The organism is Natrialbaceae archaeon AArc-T1-2, assembly GCF_030273315.1.
Classification (GTDB): Archaea; Halobacteriota; Halobacteria; order Halobacteriales; family Natrialbaceae; genus Tc-Br11-E2g1.
In genome coordinates this window covers 139,276-156,712 of the sequence record NZ_CP127175.1, presented here as the reverse complement: position 1 = coordinate 156,712, position 17,437 = coordinate 139,276, and the positions used below count along the sequence as shown (strand labels likewise).

Sequence of the window (17,437 nt, the reverse complement as noted above, 5' to 3'; positions counted from 1 at the left end):
GCTGGGCGCTGTTTTTCGGCCGGGCACGAGAAGGTGGCCCGGGACGACCGGGTTAGTCAGCCAATGAGCCTCGAAGTACTTGACCGACACAGTGAGGCACTGTTCGAGTTCCTCTGGTGCCCCGTCTGCGGGCAGGAGGTCTTCACTCACATCCCCTTCGAGAGGGTGTTCTGCAAGAACTGCAACACCCAAGTCGTAATCCAAGAATCCCGAGAGACGCGCGGCTACGAGGAGGCCGTGCTCGCCTGCTTCGATTCTACCACGACCTGGAACCTCCACGTCGACGAGAAACTGCGCCGCGACCTGCCTGATGGGTCGGCGCGCGTGAAGATCCTCGGCGCACCGGGCGCCTACGAGGTCGACTGGTGGAGTCCAAAACCGGATGAGGACTGGGAGCCTGTCGAGCGCGGCGAGTTCGACGACGTTGAGGAGTCAGACGAGGTGTCGCATCTGGCATAGTACTCAAGTTGATCCCCTCAGCAGGTGGTACTTGTCAATACCTTTGCTGTATGAAGTGTGTGATCTTTAGGTTTAGATGTCAAGAGAGCGGTTCAACGTCACATTCCACAGTAAGATGAGTCTGGATATCCGTCGTGATCTCACCACACAGTTGACACTCAATAGGTCCGTGGCTCTGACTTGTATCGACTATTTGGAGGCGAAGCGTGTGTTCTGTACGCCAGAATCCAGATTCACCGATCGTATATTGGAGGCGCAAATCAGGGACACCACCAGTTCCAACACCCAAGGCTGCCAGAACTTCATGGATTCTCTCGATATCCTCCTCCAAATACGAGACTAGTTCCTCGTGGGTACCTGAATATCCGTAAGCGGGGAATGAGAACTGTTGGGAGGGCCCCATCATTTCCTCAAATTGTTCTTGTCCACCTTCGGTTTCAAATTCGAAGTCAAAATCAATTCTACCGGGAATCATCCCTACGAATTGCTCCTGAACAACCTCTTGGTCAGGTGTGATTCGGTCGATGAAAACAATCGTAGAATCCAAGTCGTCACCGATTTCCTGAAGCTCTTCTACTGCTTGCTCAGCATCCTCAATTTCACGGTCGGATTCCGCCCAGTCTTCAATCACCTCTATCTGTGGTGGGATCAGCTCCATCGGCGCGGGAATTTGAGTTTCCGTGATAGTTTGGAGAATCGCCAGCTGCTCTATCAACTCCCGATCGTAGGGGTCCTCTATTGAGGAGAGATCCATCATCGTCTCCAATTCTCCGAGAGCGAATTCCTCACCCACCGCTTCATCTCTCAGTTTGGTTTGTGTGATGGTTCCGTCAGCAGTCGCATCTTTCAGTTCCAATAGGTCGAGGTAGTGTTGGACATCGAGGTCAGTGAGATTGAGATTCACCTCCAGATTCACACGAGGACGGGGAGTGAGTCCTACAATCCCTTGCTGAGAGATGGTCGCAAGAATGGGATAGTCGTCAGTAATATCCTCGTCGTTCTCCGTCTCAATTACCATCTCATTTCCTTCTGCATGTAGACGACAGGCAAGAGTCCGATTCACCTCGGACTCGCCCATAATTCCTGCAATCTCATCCGTTACGGGCAGTATGATGACGCTGTGCTGGTTCCACACTTTCGTCCACTGCCGTTCCGACTCACTAGAGCTCTCTATAGGTTCAAAGAGAGGGACACTGAACTCGCGCTCGTCGTCTATTGCTGCTTGGGCGATCTTTCGGAGGTGTGTGAATAGATTGTGTACGGTATCAGCGATGTTCAGGGAGTGTTCGAGGAGGTGGTCAATCGGAATAGCGGTGATGTAGGCATCACCCTCATGCCTACAGAGGAACTGCACGAACTCCATATCAACACCCATTTCCACGACTTCGCCGTCATCAGAGGAGATTTGGAATTCGCCATCTGTCTGTGGGATTGCCCGGTTCCCGTGTTTGACTGCGTTGTAGGCATTGCCGAAATCCAGATAGAATTCACCGACGGTCCGAATACGGTCGTCGAGTATCTTTGCCGAGAATTCGATAAGCTCCTCAATCGAATCAAACGAAGACTCTTCGAGGTCTATCTGTTCCAGATCCTCTTCATCGGCCTCTTCACTCATGAAGCGGTAGCCGAACAGCGTTTCCATTAGGTCTCGATAACCGGAGTCAATATCATACTCGTCGAGATACTCCTCTTCCCTATCATGCCGCAACTTCTCATAGAAGGTTTTGACCTCCTTCGGCTGTGTGGAAATTAGATATTCTATCAGATCCTCCCGACCCTTGATGTACGCCAAATAGTAGATACTGAACGCCTCCACATACTGGATCACCGACTGGAAAATCTCTACCTTGGCGTGGACCAGCACCTCATCTTCCTTCCCGTCAGCGTCTATCTCAATCCCCGAGATCAGTTTCTCCTTTGAGTCCAGTATGTAGTAGTAGAGGATGTCAGGGTCGTGCGTTAGGTCGATAAATTCTTCCGGTGTACGGTCTCCCGATTCCTCAGAGAATTCGATACTTCCGAGGAAATCATCTGGCATAATAGTCTTGTCACAGCAGAACGATTAAATAGTTCCGTAGGTGTCCAGCTGTCCACCACTAAGCACACGTAATCGGTGTCGACCCAAGTTCGATGGCTTCCTTACCATTCGAGGTTCTGTTTCTATTCACATCTCTTAGGCTGTTGATCTGACCCCCTTCGTCCAATTAGCGGTCTTGGTCCCTGTGTCCGAGTCAATAATGAAGATACCCTCTGTATTCCTAGGCCATTCTATCAGGAACAGAGGGGTTTCACCGAATTGGGAGTAGTGATCCGCACGATATCTACGACGGCGTGATTTTGTTGGTGCACCGGCGATGGGTGCCGGCGCACACGCGCCGGCGGTGATCGATGTCGACACGAAGTCAACTCCGATTCATCCAACGGAGCGAGACCGCAGGCGAACAGCCCGATACCGACCGCATGGCGCAGATCTACCGCCACTCGGACGGCTATCCCGACAGCGTCCTCCGTGACCTTGTCCAGCTGAAGGAGTTGCTAGACGAGACACGAACAGAGCGCGGCGCTGCGTACGCCGCTGCCCAGTTCATGTTCCTCGACACGCTCTCGACGATGACCCTCTACGTGGACGAAGGGCGTGATCGGAGCATCCACGCTGACCAACCCTCGGATCTCCTCGAGCCGGACAATATGGAGCACCTCGACCAGCCGATGTTCCTGCTCGGACACGGTGTCGAGAACCCGGCTGACGGCATCCACGGCGACGAAGAGTACCTCTACGTCGTTGAACTCCCGACCCGGAACCCGTTCGAGGAGCCATCCGAGTGGACGGTCAAGGTGAGTGGTCATTCCGCGTTCCCCCGGTGGGATGGTCCGACCGAGGACGCCTTCGAGCGGGCCAGCTGGCAGTTCCACGGCCCGCTTGAGCACGCGCTCGAAGAGCTGGTCGCTGAGCCGGCGTGAACGCGTAGCCCGCTCAGATGATGCCGCCGATGATGAGTAGTCCGACGACGACCAGCAGCGTCGCGACAACGCTTCCCCCGGCCAGCCACTTGTTTTCCATCGCCTTCTCGTGAAGCGGCATCGCGGCGTACTCCTCGCGGAACGCTTCGAGGTTCTCCTCGTCGTAGAAGTACTTCGTCTTCAGCGCGAACCGTTCCGTCACGGCACAGCCCGTACAGATCGGCTCGCCTTCCAGCCGCTCCGTTTTGATGTGGCTGGTGCAGGCGATGGCCCCGCAGTTCGGACAGTAGGTGTACGTCTCGTCGACGCCGCTCGTGTCACAGTGGACGCAGCGGTGGATGCCGTCCTCGGCGGTTACTCGTGACGGGCCTGCCGTGTAGTACTCGTAGGGGTAGGTGTACTCCTGGAGGTCGGTCGTGTGCCGAACCTCGGGGAGGTATACGGGCTCGATCGACTGTACGGAGATGTCCGAGCGGTTCGGCTCGCAGGTCTTGTTGTACGTGACGTTGTTGTCGCCCGTGTAGGTCACCGTCGTCGTGTGGTGCTGCTGGAGCCGCTCGACGGCCCACTCCTTGTACTCCGTTTGGGTCTGTCCGAACCGGCGCTCCTCGACGTCGTCGAACACCTCTCCGAACTGCTCGGGGTCGAGTTCGACCGTCGCGTGGAGGTTCTCGGTGACCAGCGTTGCGACGTCTTCGTCGACGACCTGTGGCTGCCCGCGTTCGGCATGGGCCACGAATCGCGTCCGGTCGTTGATCCGGTGAATGACGCCTACCGACGTCTCGAAGACAGCGTTCGTGTCCGCGGTGACCGCCACCACCGGGCGGAACGTCACCGATGAGTGCGGTTCTGGGAGGTCGGCGGCCTCAATGTTCTCAATATCGCGGAACGTCTCCGTGACTGGCGCGTCGACGTCGTCGGCCGGGTCGTACGGGCGGAGCGTCTCGTCGCAGAGAATCTCGATGCGACCGTTGTAGAGGTCGAGGGCGATCTCGTCGGCGATCTCCCGAAGGTCCTCGCCGTCGAGCAGCTCGATTGGATGTGGGTCGTCGTTCTGCTGGAGGCGGTCGGCGTACTCCTGAGCAGGGTTGGTGAACCGGCCGGTCGTGACGACCATCCCCCGTTTGGGGCCGTCGAAGTCGAACGTCGCGATCGCCGAGTGGAGCTTCTGGACGACCGGCCGGCCGACCGTTCCCGTGTGCTTGCACTCGACGATGATCGCGCGCCGAGTGCCGTCGACGACCTCCTCCATAGTGACGTCGCGTCCCTCGTCAGCTATGCGGTCGGCCTGGCGGACGTTCTCGTAGCCGAGGTTGCGGAACACGTCCTCCATCACGTCCTCGAACTCGAACCCCGAGAGATCGTCCAGTACAGCCATCCTCAATTATGTGGACAGTACGTTGCAACTGCCAAATACGTTGCCGAACGCTGCGCCGTCCTGTTTGTTGAACCCCTGAGAGGGGTGCGGGGGTCACCGAACCGCCCGCGAGCAACGATGAACGGGAATGTACCTGCAGCCAGTTCGGAATCGATTCCAGTCGCATCGCCCGCACAGTCCCACCGAGACACAGTCGAGTACGTCGGCTTCCGCGTCGACGGACAAGCCGTCGTCCTGAACCTCTCGGAGCATTGGCGGCTCACCCTTGAGCGCAGTCTGGACCTCGTCAACCACAGTCCGAGCGGGTTCGAGTGGGGGTACAGTGGTAGCGGGCCCGCCCAGCTCGCGTGCGCACTCCTGCTCGACTACTACGACGATGAGCAGGTCGCCCGTGAGCACTACATCGCGTTCCGGAATCAGGTGGTCTCACAGCTGGAGTGCGACGGTGAAGCGGCGTGCTGGCACCTCACCGGCGAGGAGATCGACGCCGCGATGGCGACCCTTACCGACGACGTCGTCGCGCTCCCCGACGGTGGACGGCCGTCGCCGACACTCCCCGAGAACTGGCGGACCGTCTCCCGCCCGGACCGGCGGGTCTTCCAGCGCGCTGATCGCGACCACTACATCGTGCTCGGGGAGAGAAGCGACGAGTGGCTGGTCATTCTCTGCAGCCAGGGCGACCGAGCGTACCCAGACCCGCTCGCACATCGGACGGTTGCCGAGGATGCTGACGTGGAACGGGTAATCCAGGAACTCGCCGAAGAGAGCAACGACCTCATCGAACCCCCGGAGGGGGAGCACTGATGGAGACGCTTCGACTAGCGCGAGCCACCCACCAGCTCCTCGAACGTGGTGTCGAAGCGCTCGAGAAAATCGGACGCGAACTGGAGCGATACAACGACCGACAGGAGCGCACCGACGGAGACAGCTGAGGATGTGAGGACACGCACCAGGTCGAATGGTAGTTCGTGAGACGTTGTTTTTGCGCCCGGGAGAGGGGCGCTGGGCGCGAGACGATGCAGTCGCACGTCGACGAGGATTCCTGAAATGAGGTGACTGAGATGAAAGATCCAGAGTCCAGAACCATCTTCGCTGGCGTCGATGGACGTACCGACACCGAACTACCCGAGTGGTACCGAGAGCGGCATAGCGATGCAGACCCTGTGACCTTCGCCGAGGCGGTCCGCGATCTTCCGCAGGCCGTCGAGACGACCGTGGCGTACCAGAATCCATTCACCGACGAGTGGGTCGAGACAGAGCGGTTCAACGCGCTCGTCGAGCCGAGTCGGGCTCGGGAGCAGGCCCGAGATGAGGACGCGGAGACGGACCCGTTGTTCCACGTTCCCACAGACAGCTACTCGATCATCAACCCAGTCGACGTCTACGGGCCGCTAGAGGAGGTCCTCCGCGAGGAAACCATCGACGGGACGCCGCTGGGCGAGGTGATATTCGGCGAGGTTCGGCGCTACCGGGGCGGCGGCGAGGTCCACATGGACATCATGTTCGACGGCCTCGAGGTGCGCCTGCCCGGCCGGGCAGACCCGATTACGATGGGCGTCACGTCGGGCTACGACTTCTTCGGCGAGCACGCCGTCTACGTGGAGGGATTCGCCCAGGACGGCTACTGCTCGAACACGATGCGATCGCTCACCGACAAGGAGGTCATCAAACACGTCGGCGACGTCCGGAACTTCCGGACCTGGTGGGAGGAACTCCTCGCACAGATCGAACTCGTCGCCGACGACCTCTTCGAGTTCATCCAGGACGCCCAGGACATCGAACTCGATTTCTCGGAGCTCCCGTTCACCGTCACGGAGTTCTACACCCTGCTGGGGTTCCCGGACTACCTGGCCGAGCGTGCCGCCGGCGATGCGGAAGCCAATGCGGCGTCCCCCTTCGAGATCGACATGTGGACGCTGCATTCCGGTGCGACGTACGCACTTACACACTTTTTCCAGGGGAAAGAAGGGGCTTCTCTCGATCAGTACGTCCGCATCGCCAACGACATCCTGTTTAACCCGGAAGGAACGATCGAGCGCGTCGAGCAGGCCTACGAGCAGCAGCTAGAGGCGGACGGGGACGACGGGTCACAAGCCTCGCTGGCCGGCGAACGAGCACTGGCGAGCATCGAACGCGTCAGCGACGACCTGCAGGAGAAAGTCGAGCAGTTCGAGGAACGCGAGGACGCGCTCCGGGAGCGGTTCCAAGAGGCGATGGCCTGACGCCGCGTCGATGATGTAGTCGTCTGTTCTGTTTTTCTCGCCCTATAGTAGGCGTTAGAAGTAATTGCTCACTTCTGGAAGCGAGAGTTGATCAATAGCGGTATCAATCGCTGTTGTGAGCTCGTTGAGTGAGTCAAAGAAGCGATTGCTGAGTGCTGCTTGGAGTTGTCTCCAGCACTCTTCGACCGGATTTAGCTCAGGTGAATACGCTGGCAACGTCACGAAGGCGAGGTCGTCACGGGCCGCCAGGTCCGTGACGGCCGACGCCCGAAAATATGGCGCTCCATCCAACACAATAATCAAGTCATCTTCGAACTCTTGGCATAACGCAAGAATGAAATGTTTTGCGTGATCGGCGGTAACGTACTCTTCAAATCGAGAGAAAAAGCGATCACCGTCCTCGGTGATCGCGCCTAAGAGACACGTCCAGTCGCGTTGTCCGGACAATTCAACAGACGGTCGCGTGCCGCGAGGAAACCACGCGGCACGCGGCTCAACTTGGACGGATTTCTTGGTTTGATCGATACAGACTACTGTGGCGTCCATTTCCCGCCGCTTTTTTTGAGTTCCTCGCGGAACGTTTCTTGGTCCTCAGCATCTGATTCGGCGGCTGTACGGCGTGGTTTTTGGAAGCTCAATCCCGCTTCTTTGAGCAACCGCCGGCAGCTTGGGATTGAGTACTCGACATCGTAGGTCTCGGCGAGATGCTGCTGGACAAGCGCCGGCGTCCACGCCGGCGCGTCAAAGCCAACTTCTTCAGGAGACCTGTGGACTGTTTCTTCGAACTCTTGTTGCTCTTTTTCTGAGAGTTTTCGCTTTCTTCCAGACCGATGAGCATCAGTAACGGCCTGCTCAAGCGACTCGTCAGTGTCGAGTCGCTTGAGCCAACTATAGATTGTTCGCCGGCCGGTGTTATGCCACTCGGCTAGTTCGGTCTGCGTAACGCCGTTTTTGTACGCAATTGCCGCTAACAGCCGTTGTGTCGGCTTCCTTCCCTCGACGTTGTCGAGTGCGTCGTGAAGTTCTTCGACGGAGATATCGTCGAGATGATCCATTAGAAGTAGCAACAATCTATGGGCGGAAAATTCTAACGGTTACTATAGAGAGGTGGAGGTCTACCGAGATGGAACAGTCCACGATTAACGACGGGAGCGACGACGAATTCCCACCTGAGAAGCGTCTTGAAGCACCGAATTACCGATTGGTCAAGGCAGGGATCGCGACGATTCCGGATATGGAAACCCTCCAAGAGTGTGTTGCCTACGAGAACGCCCACCAGAATCGGACGCAGATTCTGCGCCGGCTCAAGTGGAAGGCTGAAGAGCTGCGTGAGAACGACGAGTAAGCTCAATTCTTAACCTACACCCTCCGCGTGATTTCCCTATTGTTGGTTAATCCGCTGTGCCTCGGTTTTTCGGACCCCTGAAAGGGTGCGGGGCAGCCAGCAGCGGCCTCGCGAGCCTAATCATGTCCCTCGAGCTGAGCTCCAGCGCCAGCACCGCCCGCGAAATCGCCGTCGCCAGACAAGCAGACTATGTGGCGTTTCTGCATCGAGCGCCGTTTGTCGTCGACGCTGTCGACCTCGGCTTCCTTCCCGGCTTTCGCGAGGACTGTGGGTACCAGGGGACGCAGTATCAGAACCTCAGCCTTCCTGTTGGGATGCTCGACAACGATTTCCGGAATCCCGATCTGGAGCGGTTCGTCGACCGCTTTTTCGAGCACGAACCAGAGGTCGGGGTCATCGGGGACGTCGACGATACCGACGACATCGACGCCCACGTCGCTGCCGCTCGTGAGATCCAAGCGAGCTATCCCGAGGCCGAGCTCATCGTCGTTCCGAAGTCGCGGGCGGTGATCGACGCAATTCCCGAGACCCTCGTCCTCGGGTATTCACGGGGATACGCCGACCGCCTGGCCCACGAGTTCTCTGACCCTGCCGATTGGAGAGGTCGGCGCGTCCACATCCTCGGTGGGAGTCCGCCCAAGCAGCTCGATGCCATTCGACAGCTGACCAGACCGACACTCACGGACGAGCCACCAGCCGACATCGTCGGCGTCGACTGGAACGGGCTGCATCGCGGCGCGCAGTTCGGTGAATTCTGGACGGCCGACGGCTGGGACGACAGCGGTCGCGACGCCGACCACGTCACCGTGCGAAAGACGGTGCGCCACAGCCTCGCTCGCGTCCGTGAGTTCTGGATGGCGCACGGAATCTGGCCTGAAACGACACCGCAAGACGAGGGGCTCGACATCGAGTACGAGGGACCGAGTCCTGCCGATCTCGAGCACGCCGCCTGTACCAAGTGCGGGACGAACGTTTGGCGAACTCGCCGCGGCCCGTACGTCGCCGAATACGATACTGGCGCAGTCTGTGGATACTGCAGCTACGAGTGCTACTTCAGCCACCGTCACCGGAACAACCTGGAGGAAATCGCCGGCGAGCAGAGCGTCTACCTACCGCCGGCGTGACTTCGCGACCTGTTTTTCGTGCCCCCAGAGAGGGCGAGGGATCCTTCGAGAGCCCTCAGAGGTGACTTCCAGTGAGTCAACAACAGCGTCCCGACAACGTCTCGATCGACGAGATCCCGGTCGATATCGACAACACGCAATCAGCGGAGGTCGATCCCGCCGACGTCCCCGATGAAATCGAATCCATCACCCGTGGGCTCGCCGGTGAGCAGCCGCCGACGAATCCCATAGTGGTTCTCAAGGCGGCCCGGTGGTGGTACATTCACGGCAAGGGCGGCACGGATCCCGCCTTCCAATGGGCCATCGAGTGGGCGCGTCACCTTGCGACCGACACGCCTAGCGACGTTGAGCGGTTCGACGAGTTCCTCAAGTACCTCGTCTCGATTGGCTTTGCGAACGAACGCCACGAGCTCCGCTGACCGACAGAGCGGTTTTTTGAACGCCCCCTGAGGGGTGCGGCGCGGTCTGAACAGACGCAGTCGCCGTAAATTCGATTCGGTGAACACAATGGCTACGACCAGAGACTCGTCGGTCTCCTTCGACCAGACCGACACGCGATCCGACGAGATGAACAGTACCATCGAACAGTGGATCGACGAACTCGTCGCCGGCGTCGACGACGCGCAGGCCAGCGAAGAGTTCCAAGAGTGGCTCGATGTCCAGAGTCGTTTCCACGATTACTCCTACCGGAACACGCTCCTCATCAAGCGGCAGTGTCCCGAGGCGAGCCGGGTGGCGGGCTACCGGACGTGGCAGGAGGAGTTCGACCGCCACGTCACGGAGGGTGAGTCGGCCATCTGGATCTGGGCGCCGATCATCTCCAAGCAGTGCCCGGAGTGCGAGAATTCGCCGAGCTACCACGAGGACAGTGACTGTGAGTACGACGAGACGCCGCCGGAGGAGTGGTCCGAGGGCCTGGTGGGGTTCAAGCCCGCTCCGGTGTTCGACATCTCCCAGACCGAAGGCGAGCCGCTTCCCGACCTGGACACGGAAGCGACCGGGGACGCCGGCGACCTCGTCGAACAGTTGACTGTCGCCGCTGACGACCTCGGCGTGACGGTGCGGATCGTTCCAGCCGAGGAGTGGACCCACGGCGAGGCGAAGGGCATCTGCGAGCAGCTGAGTCTCGTCGACGTCCAGCCGCTCGTCGAGGTGCGCGATCGGGAGAACGAGGCCGACCTTGCGCGGACGCTGATTCACGAGTACGCCCACGCTCTGCTCCACTTCGACGTCGACGACGGCACCGAACGGGCGAAACGCGAAGTCGAGGCCGAAGCCGTCGCGTACGTCGTCGGGCGCTACTGTGGGTTGGACACCAGCGGGTCGGCGTTCTACCTCGCTGCGTGGGAGTCGGACGATCCCGAGGTCGTCCGCGAGCGCCTCGGCCGGATTAGTCGAACGGCAGAAGAACTCATCGACGTTCTCGAGAGCGAATCCTCGTCCCAACCTGGTTAACCAACAGAGTGATGGCCCCTTCCGCTCTGTTGGTTAAGTTTTTCTGCGCCCGCGGAGGGGCGGAGGCGCGTTCTGACCTCCGTCGAATAATGACTGAACCCTATCTCACGACGGTCCTCGAGGAAGCCGAGCACGTCGCCGAGCAGCACGATCAGGTCGCCCGAACGACAGACAACCAAGCCCACGAGTACCTCCGATACGCCGTTCTTCGGGTGCTTGAAGGCGAAGCGGACCACCTCCCAGCAGACTGGACGCCGATCAACGGCGTGACCGTCGGCTACGGGAACGACAAGGCGATGTACGACAGCTGGAGCTCCAGCGAAGACTGGTGGGAGACCGTCCCGCCGCAGGAGGCGTGTACCCGCTTCCGGGTGTTCTTCCCGGACGACCACCAGACGGTTCCCCGCGCCATCGTCGACGTGATGGGCGCGCTCGGTGCCTGGCGCGTCTGGACTGGGTGCGCAGCGGCGTGCGGCTCCTACGACCATCGCGAGCGCCGCGAGGTCCACTACCTGTGGCCGGAAGGCCATCCGGTGGAGGAACTGCTCCACGAGCGGCTCAGGGGGCCTGCGGAAGCCGTCGCTCCCGACGGTGGCCGAACGGGCGACGTTCGCGACCGACTGGTCGTCGACGAGAACGCACAGTCGGAGGACGATCTTGAGCCCCGCACGAAGCGTGCCGTTGCCGAAGCGATGGACGTCTCACTCCTCTCGAAAGGTGGCCGCTACGAGGTGCAGTCCGCGTCCGGCAACAGGTACGAAGTCGACGTCGTCGACGAATCGTGTACCTGTCCCGACTGGCAGCAGCGCTCACCCGAAGGCGGCTGCAAGCATCTGCGTCGCGTCGATCACGAGATCAAACGGGGCCGCGTTCCCCGTCCAGACGGCCGCCTTCCCTCCCCGTAGTCGTGGCCAGACTACTCCACGGGACGGACTGTGTCGCCATCCCGACGGACCCGGTCGAACGTTGAGAGATACGCGATCCGGTCCCAAACCTCCTCGTCATCCAGCTCCAGTTCCGCGGCCAGTTCGTCGACGGTCATCGGTTCATCGAGTGCCTGGAGGACTTCGAGCCCCCGGTAGTACCTATTCGTGAGCTCCTGAACACGGGCCTCGATCGGTGTGGTCACCCCGTACCGCTCCTCGAGTTCGACCAGGGCCTCGTTCGCGAACGTGGCGAACTGATCGTCACCCAGGCGTTCGATCTGGGCTTCGAGTTCATCCCGGACGACGTCGTAATCGAGGCCGGCCTGCACGAGCATATTCATGTCCTCGATGTCGTCATCGCGGCCTGCGATTGCCTTGAACAGGAAAATATCCTCGTTGCTGACCAGCCGGACCGTCAGTCGATCCGTGTCGAGGAACTGCTCGCTGCGCTGTTGCATCCCGTCGGTGAGCACGAGCTTGTTCGCGACCTGCTGGTTGAAGATGTCGAGGCGACACCCGTCGTCGTTCTCGACGCAGCTCGTCGCGCCAAGCGCCCGGTAATCTGGATCCAGCGACTGGACCTCCGCATACCCGAGGTCCATCAGGACCGCCCACAACTGCCCGTATGCGTCGCCATCCGGGACGACCAGGTCGATGTCTTTCGTCGCCCCCTTGAGGTCGCGCAGCGACATCGCGCCACCACCGATCAGGTAGACCGTGAGCGGTTCAGATAGCCCGTCTCCGATTCGCTGGAATTCGTTCTCGATGTACTCACGTCCGAATGTGGGTCTCATAGTAGATCAATAGGAGTACCCGAGACTACGGGTGTGGGATAAAACCGACACTCGTGAGCCGTCTCACAGTCCATAGCAGGGTTGACTCTCTACTATTCCTTATTAATACTTTTAATCACAGGTTGTTTTGTGATGTATATGGAGGTCCACCGCACTGTTCCGGTCAAACTCGATGTGACCGAAGAGCAGGCGGACCTGCTTCACGAGACCATCGACGAGTTTCGGTGGGCCGCCAACTATGTCGTAGATGCTGCGTGGGACGGCGAATGGGCCGAGACTCGCAAGTCAGTCCTGCACGACCTGACTTACGACGAACTACGCGAGCAGACACGGCTTCACAGCAATCACGTTCAGTCGGCTCGCGACCGTGCCGTTGACGCACTCGAAAGTGTGGTCGCGAAGTGGTCGAAGGGTGAGTACGCTTCGTTGCCCACGTTCACCTCGCCGTTCGTGGAATATAACCAGCGGAACGCCACATTCCACGACGACCACGCCTCATTATCTACCGTCGAGGGACGCGTCACTGTCGAGTACGTCATTCCCGAGGTAACCCGTGAAACGCCCTTCTCCGAATATCTGCAGAGCAACAAGTGGGAGACTACTGGTGCGACACTCCATTATCGCCGTGGCGATTTCTACCTCCACGTCCGAACAAAGGCGGATGTGGACGACCCCGTTCCAGCCGAGAACGGAACGGTTCTTGGTGTGGACCTCGGGGTCGAGAACATCGCCGTTACTTCGACTGGCGTGTTCTGGTCTGCCGACGAACTCAACCACTGGCGACAGGAGTACGTTCAGCGCCGCAAATCGCTCCAAGAGTGTGGGTCGCGGTGGGCCCACGAGAACGTCCAAGCAGTCGGGCGCAAGGAAACGGGACGCTTCGAGCAGTATCTTCACGGTGTCGCGAACGAACTCGTAGACGAGGCAGCTGAAAATGGCTGCACGGTGATCGCCTTCGAGAACTTGACGGATATCCGCGATCGGATGCCCGACGCCCGTAAGTTCCACGAGTGGGCGTTCCGTCGTCTGTACGACTACGTCTCGTACAGGGCTGAGGTACGCGGGATCCAGGTTGAACAAGTGAACCCGAAGAACACATCCCGACGGTGTTCATCTTGTGGCTTCACCCATACGGAAAACCGCCCGTCGCAGGACACGTTCTGCTGTCAGTCCTGTGGGTACGAGAACCACGCGGACTACAACGCAGCGAAGAACATCGGCTATCGACTCCTTCGCAACCAAACTGGGGGCGAGGGAGGCGCACCCGTAGGCGTGCGCTTGAACACCGGGATGCTGAACGCGAACGGGGTCAAGCCCCTGCCGGATTCGGCCAGAGCGGGAGTCCACGGTGAACACCACGGCACCTAGACCGTAGTGAGCTTACTGTGGTAGTGGCACCTCGTACTCAGCCGCCAGCTCCTGGAACTCGTCCCACTCCGGGAGCTGCTCGTCATCAACCTCGCCGTGCGTCTCGAGGTAGCGCAGCAAGGCGTCGATTTCGGCTTCAAGGCCATACTTAGCCGCCTGCTCTCGGAGGTCCGCCTCGTCGACGTCGACGTGGCTGAGCAGGAGGAGACAGTACGAGCGGTGGCGGCTGCCGTCGTCGATCAGTAGTGTGTGACAGCAAAGTTCCGCCGGCGAGACTGCGTCGAGATCCTCGGAGTAGACGTAGTAGCGATGGCCGGTGAGCAGGAACTGGAGGTCGAAGGCCGCGAACCGAGCGAGGCCGGTTTCGTGGAACGCCTCCGCGTCGATCTCCGTCTCGGCCTGGGCGAGGAATTCGTCGTAGTCCTCCCAAAGAATCGTGCCCTTCGGGGCAACGGCTTCGAGGCGGTGGCGATGCAGATGGTGTACGAGTTCACGGGCGAACTCGTGGAGGCGGTCGAAGTCGGCGTTGAACTCGTAGTGGCCGTCGGCCGTCCCGACGAGCCCACGGTCGCGAAAACGCTTGAGGACGCGGTTGACCGTGTTGCGGTAGTTGTCGCTCCGGCCGGCGATCTCGGAGACGGTTCGCGGCTGGTCGAGGTAGTACAGCACCTCGAGTGCCTTGCTGGTCAGCAGTTCGGGGAAGTCGATGTGGGAGTGCTGACGGACGAGGTCCCGGTAGAGTTCGACGGCGCGAGCATCTGACGGGATGACTCGTTTTCGGCGGCCGTCGCGTTCCGTGTAGACGAGTCCCTTCTCGACGAGGTCGGCGACGGCACGAGAGAGGTAACTCTCGCTGTGGTCGAGCTTCGTCGCGAGTTCGGAGATCGTGTCGCCGCGGTCGACCGTGGCGAGGACCTCGAGTTCGATGCGCCGGAGCACGGTGTAACATAGTACGAAACTAGTATATAAAGAAGTTTCGTATAGTGTTACAGCCAGCAATCGCGAGAACCGTCTCCATCGTCTTAACCAACAAAACTATGGATTTGTGGGCCGTGTTGGTTAACACGAGTATAGCCGATGTCCTACGAACCCCCGACCCCACCAGCGAACCTCCCGACGGAGATCGTCAACACGCTCAACGAGTCGGACCCGGAACAGCTCCGAGACGTTGCGACGTACGCTGAAGCGCTCGCCGAGCACAAGGAACGCGAGGCCCGTCTCGAGGAATCGGCAAATCAAGAAGAGGTCGAAGAGCGACCAGACGATCTCCCAGACGACGTCCCTGCCAAAGCGACGATCACGATCAAGGAGATCAACGACAATCGCTACTACTACTGGCAGTGGCGGGAGGGAGATAAGGTACGTTCCCAGTATAAAGGTCCCGTCAGCCCCGACGAGTAAACGGTTGTGAACCGAAGCCGGATGTTTGTCGCGCGCAATTAGTATCGTAGCAGAGGACACCCCCCAGAGTGTGAATGGGTCCGGTCAACTAAGACAAGTAAAACTCGGAGAGAAGATACCCCGCGTTTCCGACGTGTCGAGAGATACACTCGTGATCAGGGGTGTGGTCAGCGACCGAAACGGCAGCTAGGCCAAGTCTTCCAGCCGACTGTCCCGGAGGACAGATTTCAACACGATACCGGTGTCCTGAACCAGCCGGTGCTCGAGATAACTGCCCTCACCCCGGCCACCCCCGGTCCGAGTTGATTCAACGACACCGAGGAACGCCTGCTCTTTCAACAGCTCGTAGACGCGGTGCTCGCTGAGAGTCTTCGCATCAGCCTTCTCTGTCGTCGCCTGATACCGTTCGAAAATACGGTTGGTCGAAAACCCGTCCTCGTTCGGATTCTCTTCGGTGAGCAGCGCGAGCGAATAGAGGATGAATTTGACTTGGGTCGTCGATCCACGGAGAAGCTCCTCGAAGCGATCGATTTCAGCCCACTCCTGGGCATCGCGAACGTGTTCCTCGACGACTGTATCGACGTTTTCTCGTTCGGCCAGTTCGCCGGCGTGACGAAGAATTTCGATGGCCTTTCTGGCGTCACCGTGTTCTTGAGCGGCTAGTGCCGCCGTCAGCGGGATCACATCATCCGAGAGAACGCCATCGTGGAACGCGTCCCGTCGGTGCTTCATAATCTCGCGCAGTTGATTCGCGTCGTAGGGTTGGAAGACGAACTCCTCCTCGCGAAGACTGGACTTGACGCGTTCGTTCAGCTGGTCGCGATACTCGATCTTGTTGCTGACTGCGATGACGCCCAGGTGGCAATCCGCTTTCCCCGATTCGCGAGCCCGCGAGAGCTGCATAAGAATATCATCGTCATCGAGTCGGTCCACCTCGTCGAGGATGATGATGACTGACTCGTAGGCAGTATCCAGAATCTCCCAGAGATAGTCGTAGTATTCACCGCTGCCAATCCCTGCGCGTGGAATATCGAAGTCAGTCTCGTCCGTCTCGTTGAGTGAACGAGTCACTGTCCTCGCGACGCGTGTCTGTGTGTTGTGCTGCGCGCAGTCGACGTAGACCGTGCCGACGGACACACCGTTCGACTCCGCGGCTCGCCGGGCTCGCTCGGTGACGTGACGGGCAACGAGTGACTTCCCGGTTCCCGTTTTGCCGTAAATAATCACGTTGTTGGGCGGATCGCCACGAACGATCGGTCTGAGTTCAGCAGCAACGGCCTTGATCTCGCCATCCCGGCCGACGATACGGCCACTTTCAGGGACGTGGCCCACCTTAAGCAGCTCTTTGCGAGCGAAAATGTTGGCGCGGTCGGGGTCGTCTTCATCAAAGTCAAAGAGGGGATCGTCAGCGGGATCCTCGTAGCGGCCGTCGAAGTCAGAGAGTTGGGACGGTTCCTCAGCCATCAATATCAGACATCGCGGATGGGACCTACTTAATGATTTGGCTACCTCGACCAGAGTGTAAATCGGGCTATGGTCGTCTTCTGATGTTTTGTCGCTGGCGTATCATCCTCACAAAGAGTCGAGCCGGTCCCGAGTGAAATCGGATTCGGAGCGAGAGTTACTGACGCAGACCGGCACCCCTAATCCAGAGTGAAAACGCCGGACTGGAGCGGGTTTGACACACCCCTGGTCAAGAGTGAATAGTCCTCCATCCGGGAGCAGCGTACTTGGTTGAGACGACACCCCCTGTCCAGAGTGTATCTCCCGAACCGGGTAATCAATCATATCTATGAGAGGACACATCGGCCCTGGGCGTCTGACGCACGGCAGACACCCCTCGTCCAGAGTGAAAGCGCCGGTGTGACGAGCTGGAGTGGAGTGTGAACCTCGAGTGATGGTGTCGAGCGTTCGTCGGCACCCCCAATCAAGAGTGAAGACGCAGGTCAGATCTCCAGCCGAAGCAAATCAGGGTACAATCGGAACTGTTGGGATTGGGCCTCC

Annotated in this window: 18 protein-coding genes; 12 read left to right on the top strand and 6 right to left on the bottom strand. The window is 59.4% G+C overall.

Annotated features, from left to right (window positions below):
* Positions 1-63: 63 nt before the first annotated feature.
* Positions 64-459, top strand: a complete 396-nt coding sequence (locus QQ977_RS16695) for a DUF7567 family protein (RefSeq protein WP_285928817.1) — start codon at positions 64-66, stop codon at positions 457-459.
* A 79-nt stretch (positions 460-538) separates the two neighbouring features.
* Here the strand turns inward: QQ977_RS16695 and QQ977_RS16690 are convergent, their stop codons facing one another.
* Positions 539-2,497, bottom strand: a complete 1,959-nt coding sequence (locus QQ977_RS16690; RefSeq protein ID WP_285928816.1) for a hypothetical protein — start codon at positions 2,495-2,497, stop codon at positions 539-541.
* Between the two features lie 350 nt (positions 2,498-2,847).
* Between QQ977_RS16690 and QQ977_RS16685 the strand changes: the two genes are divergently transcribed.
* On the top strand, positions 2,848-3,420 hold the full coding sequence (locus QQ977_RS16685) for a hypothetical protein (RefSeq protein WP_285928815.1): 573 nt from the start codon (positions 2,848-2,850) through the stop codon (positions 3,418-3,420).
* 13 nt (positions 3,421-3,433) lie between these two features.
* Here QQ977_RS16685 and QQ977_RS16680 read toward each other — a convergent pair whose 3' ends face one another.
* Entirely contained in the window at positions 3,434-4,798 is a 1,365-nt protein-coding gene (locus QQ977_RS16680) for a restriction endonuclease (RefSeq protein WP_285928814.1), read from the bottom strand.
* A gap of 117 nt (positions 4,799-4,915) precedes the next feature.
* Here QQ977_RS16680 and QQ977_RS16675 point away from each other — a divergent pair, with 117 nt between their 5' ends.
* The 3 genes from QQ977_RS16675 to QQ977_RS16665 all read left to right on the top strand — a co-directional run bounded on the left by QQ977_RS16675 (position 4,916) and on the right by QQ977_RS16665 (position 7,020).
* Complete coding sequence (locus tag QQ977_RS16675) at positions 4,916-5,602, top strand: DUF6166 domain-containing protein (protein WP_285928813.1); 687 nt, start codon at positions 4,916-4,918, stop codon at positions 5,600-5,602.
* Positions 5,602-5,730 (top strand): hypothetical protein, encoded by a 129-nt coding sequence (locus tag QQ977_RS16670; protein ID WP_255518340.1) that lies wholly within the window; start codon positions 5,602-5,604, stop codon positions 5,728-5,730. The genes QQ977_RS16675 and QQ977_RS16670 overlap by 1 nt, the downstream gene beginning before the upstream one ends.
* A gap of 129 nt (positions 5,731-5,859) precedes the next feature.
* A complete protein-coding gene (locus tag QQ977_RS16665; RefSeq protein ID WP_285928812.1) occupies positions 5,860-7,020 on the top strand; it encodes a hypothetical protein in 1,161 nt (386 codons plus the stop codon).
* Between the two features lie 54 nt (positions 7,021-7,074).
* Here the strand turns inward: QQ977_RS16665 and QQ977_RS16660 are convergent.
* Positions 7,075-8,075 (bottom strand): IS630 family transposase gene (locus tag QQ977_RS16660; protein ID WP_285926427.1). Its coding sequence is split into 2 segments (ribosomal slippage): positions 7,075-7,583 and positions 7,583-8,075, totalling 1,002 coding nucleotides; the frame shifts between segments, so codons are not numbered across the junction.
* Between the two features lie 68 nt (positions 8,076-8,143).
* Here QQ977_RS16660 and QQ977_RS16655 point away from each other — a divergent pair.
* The 5 genes from QQ977_RS16655 to QQ977_RS16635 all read left to right on the top strand — a co-directional run bounded on the left by QQ977_RS16655 (position 8,144) and on the right by QQ977_RS16635 (position 11,849).
* Positions 8,144-8,365 carry a hypothetical protein gene (locus QQ977_RS16655; protein WP_285928810.1) on the top strand — a complete coding sequence of 74 codons (222 nt, stop codon included), beginning with the start codon at positions 8,144-8,146 and terminating at the stop codon, positions 8,363-8,365.
* A gap of 122 nt (positions 8,366-8,487) precedes the next feature.
* Positions 8,488-9,489 carry a DUF6610 family protein gene (locus QQ977_RS16650; RefSeq protein WP_285928809.1) on the top strand — a complete coding sequence of 334 codons (1,002 nt, stop codon included), beginning with the start codon at positions 8,488-8,490 and terminating at the stop codon, positions 9,487-9,489.
* Positions 9,490-9,560: 71 nt separating this feature from the next.
* Complete coding sequence (locus tag QQ977_RS16645; protein WP_285928808.1) at positions 9,561-9,908, top strand: hypothetical protein; 348 nt, start codon at positions 9,561-9,563, stop codon at positions 9,906-9,908.
* A gap of 88 nt (positions 9,909-9,996) precedes the next feature.
* Positions 9,997-10,944: an ArdC-like ssDNA-binding domain-containing protein gene (locus QQ977_RS16640; RefSeq protein WP_285928807.1), complete on the top strand. Its 948-nt coding sequence runs from the start codon at positions 9,997-9,999 to the stop codon at positions 10,942-10,944.
* 89 nt (positions 10,945-11,033) lie between these two features.
* Entirely contained in the window at positions 11,034-11,849 is an 816-nt protein-coding gene (locus tag QQ977_RS16635) for a hypothetical protein (protein ID WP_285928806.1), read from the top strand.
* Positions 11,850-11,860: 11 nt separating this feature from the next.
* Here QQ977_RS16635 and QQ977_RS16630 read toward each other — a convergent pair whose 3' ends face one another.
* On the bottom strand, positions 11,861-12,664 hold the full coding sequence (locus QQ977_RS16630; protein WP_285928805.1) for a DUF6036 family nucleotidyltransferase: 804 nt from the start codon (positions 12,662-12,664) through the stop codon (positions 11,861-11,863).
* Between the two features lie 138 nt (positions 12,665-12,802).
* Between QQ977_RS16630 and QQ977_RS16625 the strand changes: the two genes are divergently transcribed.
* On the top strand, positions 12,803-14,032 hold the full coding sequence (locus QQ977_RS16625) for an RNA-guided endonuclease InsQ/TnpB family protein (protein ID WP_285928804.1): 1,230 nt from the start codon (positions 12,803-12,805) through the stop codon (positions 14,030-14,032).
* A 12-nt stretch (positions 14,033-14,044) separates the two neighbouring features.
* On the opposite strand, the gene QQ977_RS16620 is transcribed toward QQ977_RS16625, so the two are convergent.
* A complete protein-coding gene (locus QQ977_RS16620) occupies positions 14,045-14,971 on the bottom strand; it encodes a helix-turn-helix transcriptional regulator (protein WP_285928803.1) in 927 nt (308 codons plus the stop codon).
* Positions 14,972-15,109: 138 nt separating this feature from the next.
* Here QQ977_RS16620 and QQ977_RS16615 point away from each other — a divergent pair, with 138 nt between their 5' ends.
* Positions 15,110-15,433: a hypothetical protein gene (locus QQ977_RS16615; protein WP_285928802.1), complete on the top strand. Its 324-nt coding sequence runs from the start codon at positions 15,110-15,112 to the stop codon at positions 15,431-15,433.
* 186 nt (positions 15,434-15,619) lie between these two features.
* On the opposite strand, the gene QQ977_RS16610 is transcribed toward QQ977_RS16615, so the two are convergent.
* Positions 15,620-16,897 carry a Cdc6/Cdc18 family protein gene (locus tag QQ977_RS16610; RefSeq protein ID WP_049987539.1) on the bottom strand — a complete coding sequence of 426 codons (1,278 nt, stop codon included), beginning with the start codon at positions 16,895-16,897 and terminating at the stop codon, positions 15,620-15,622.
* Positions 16,898-17,437 lie beyond the last annotated feature (540 nt).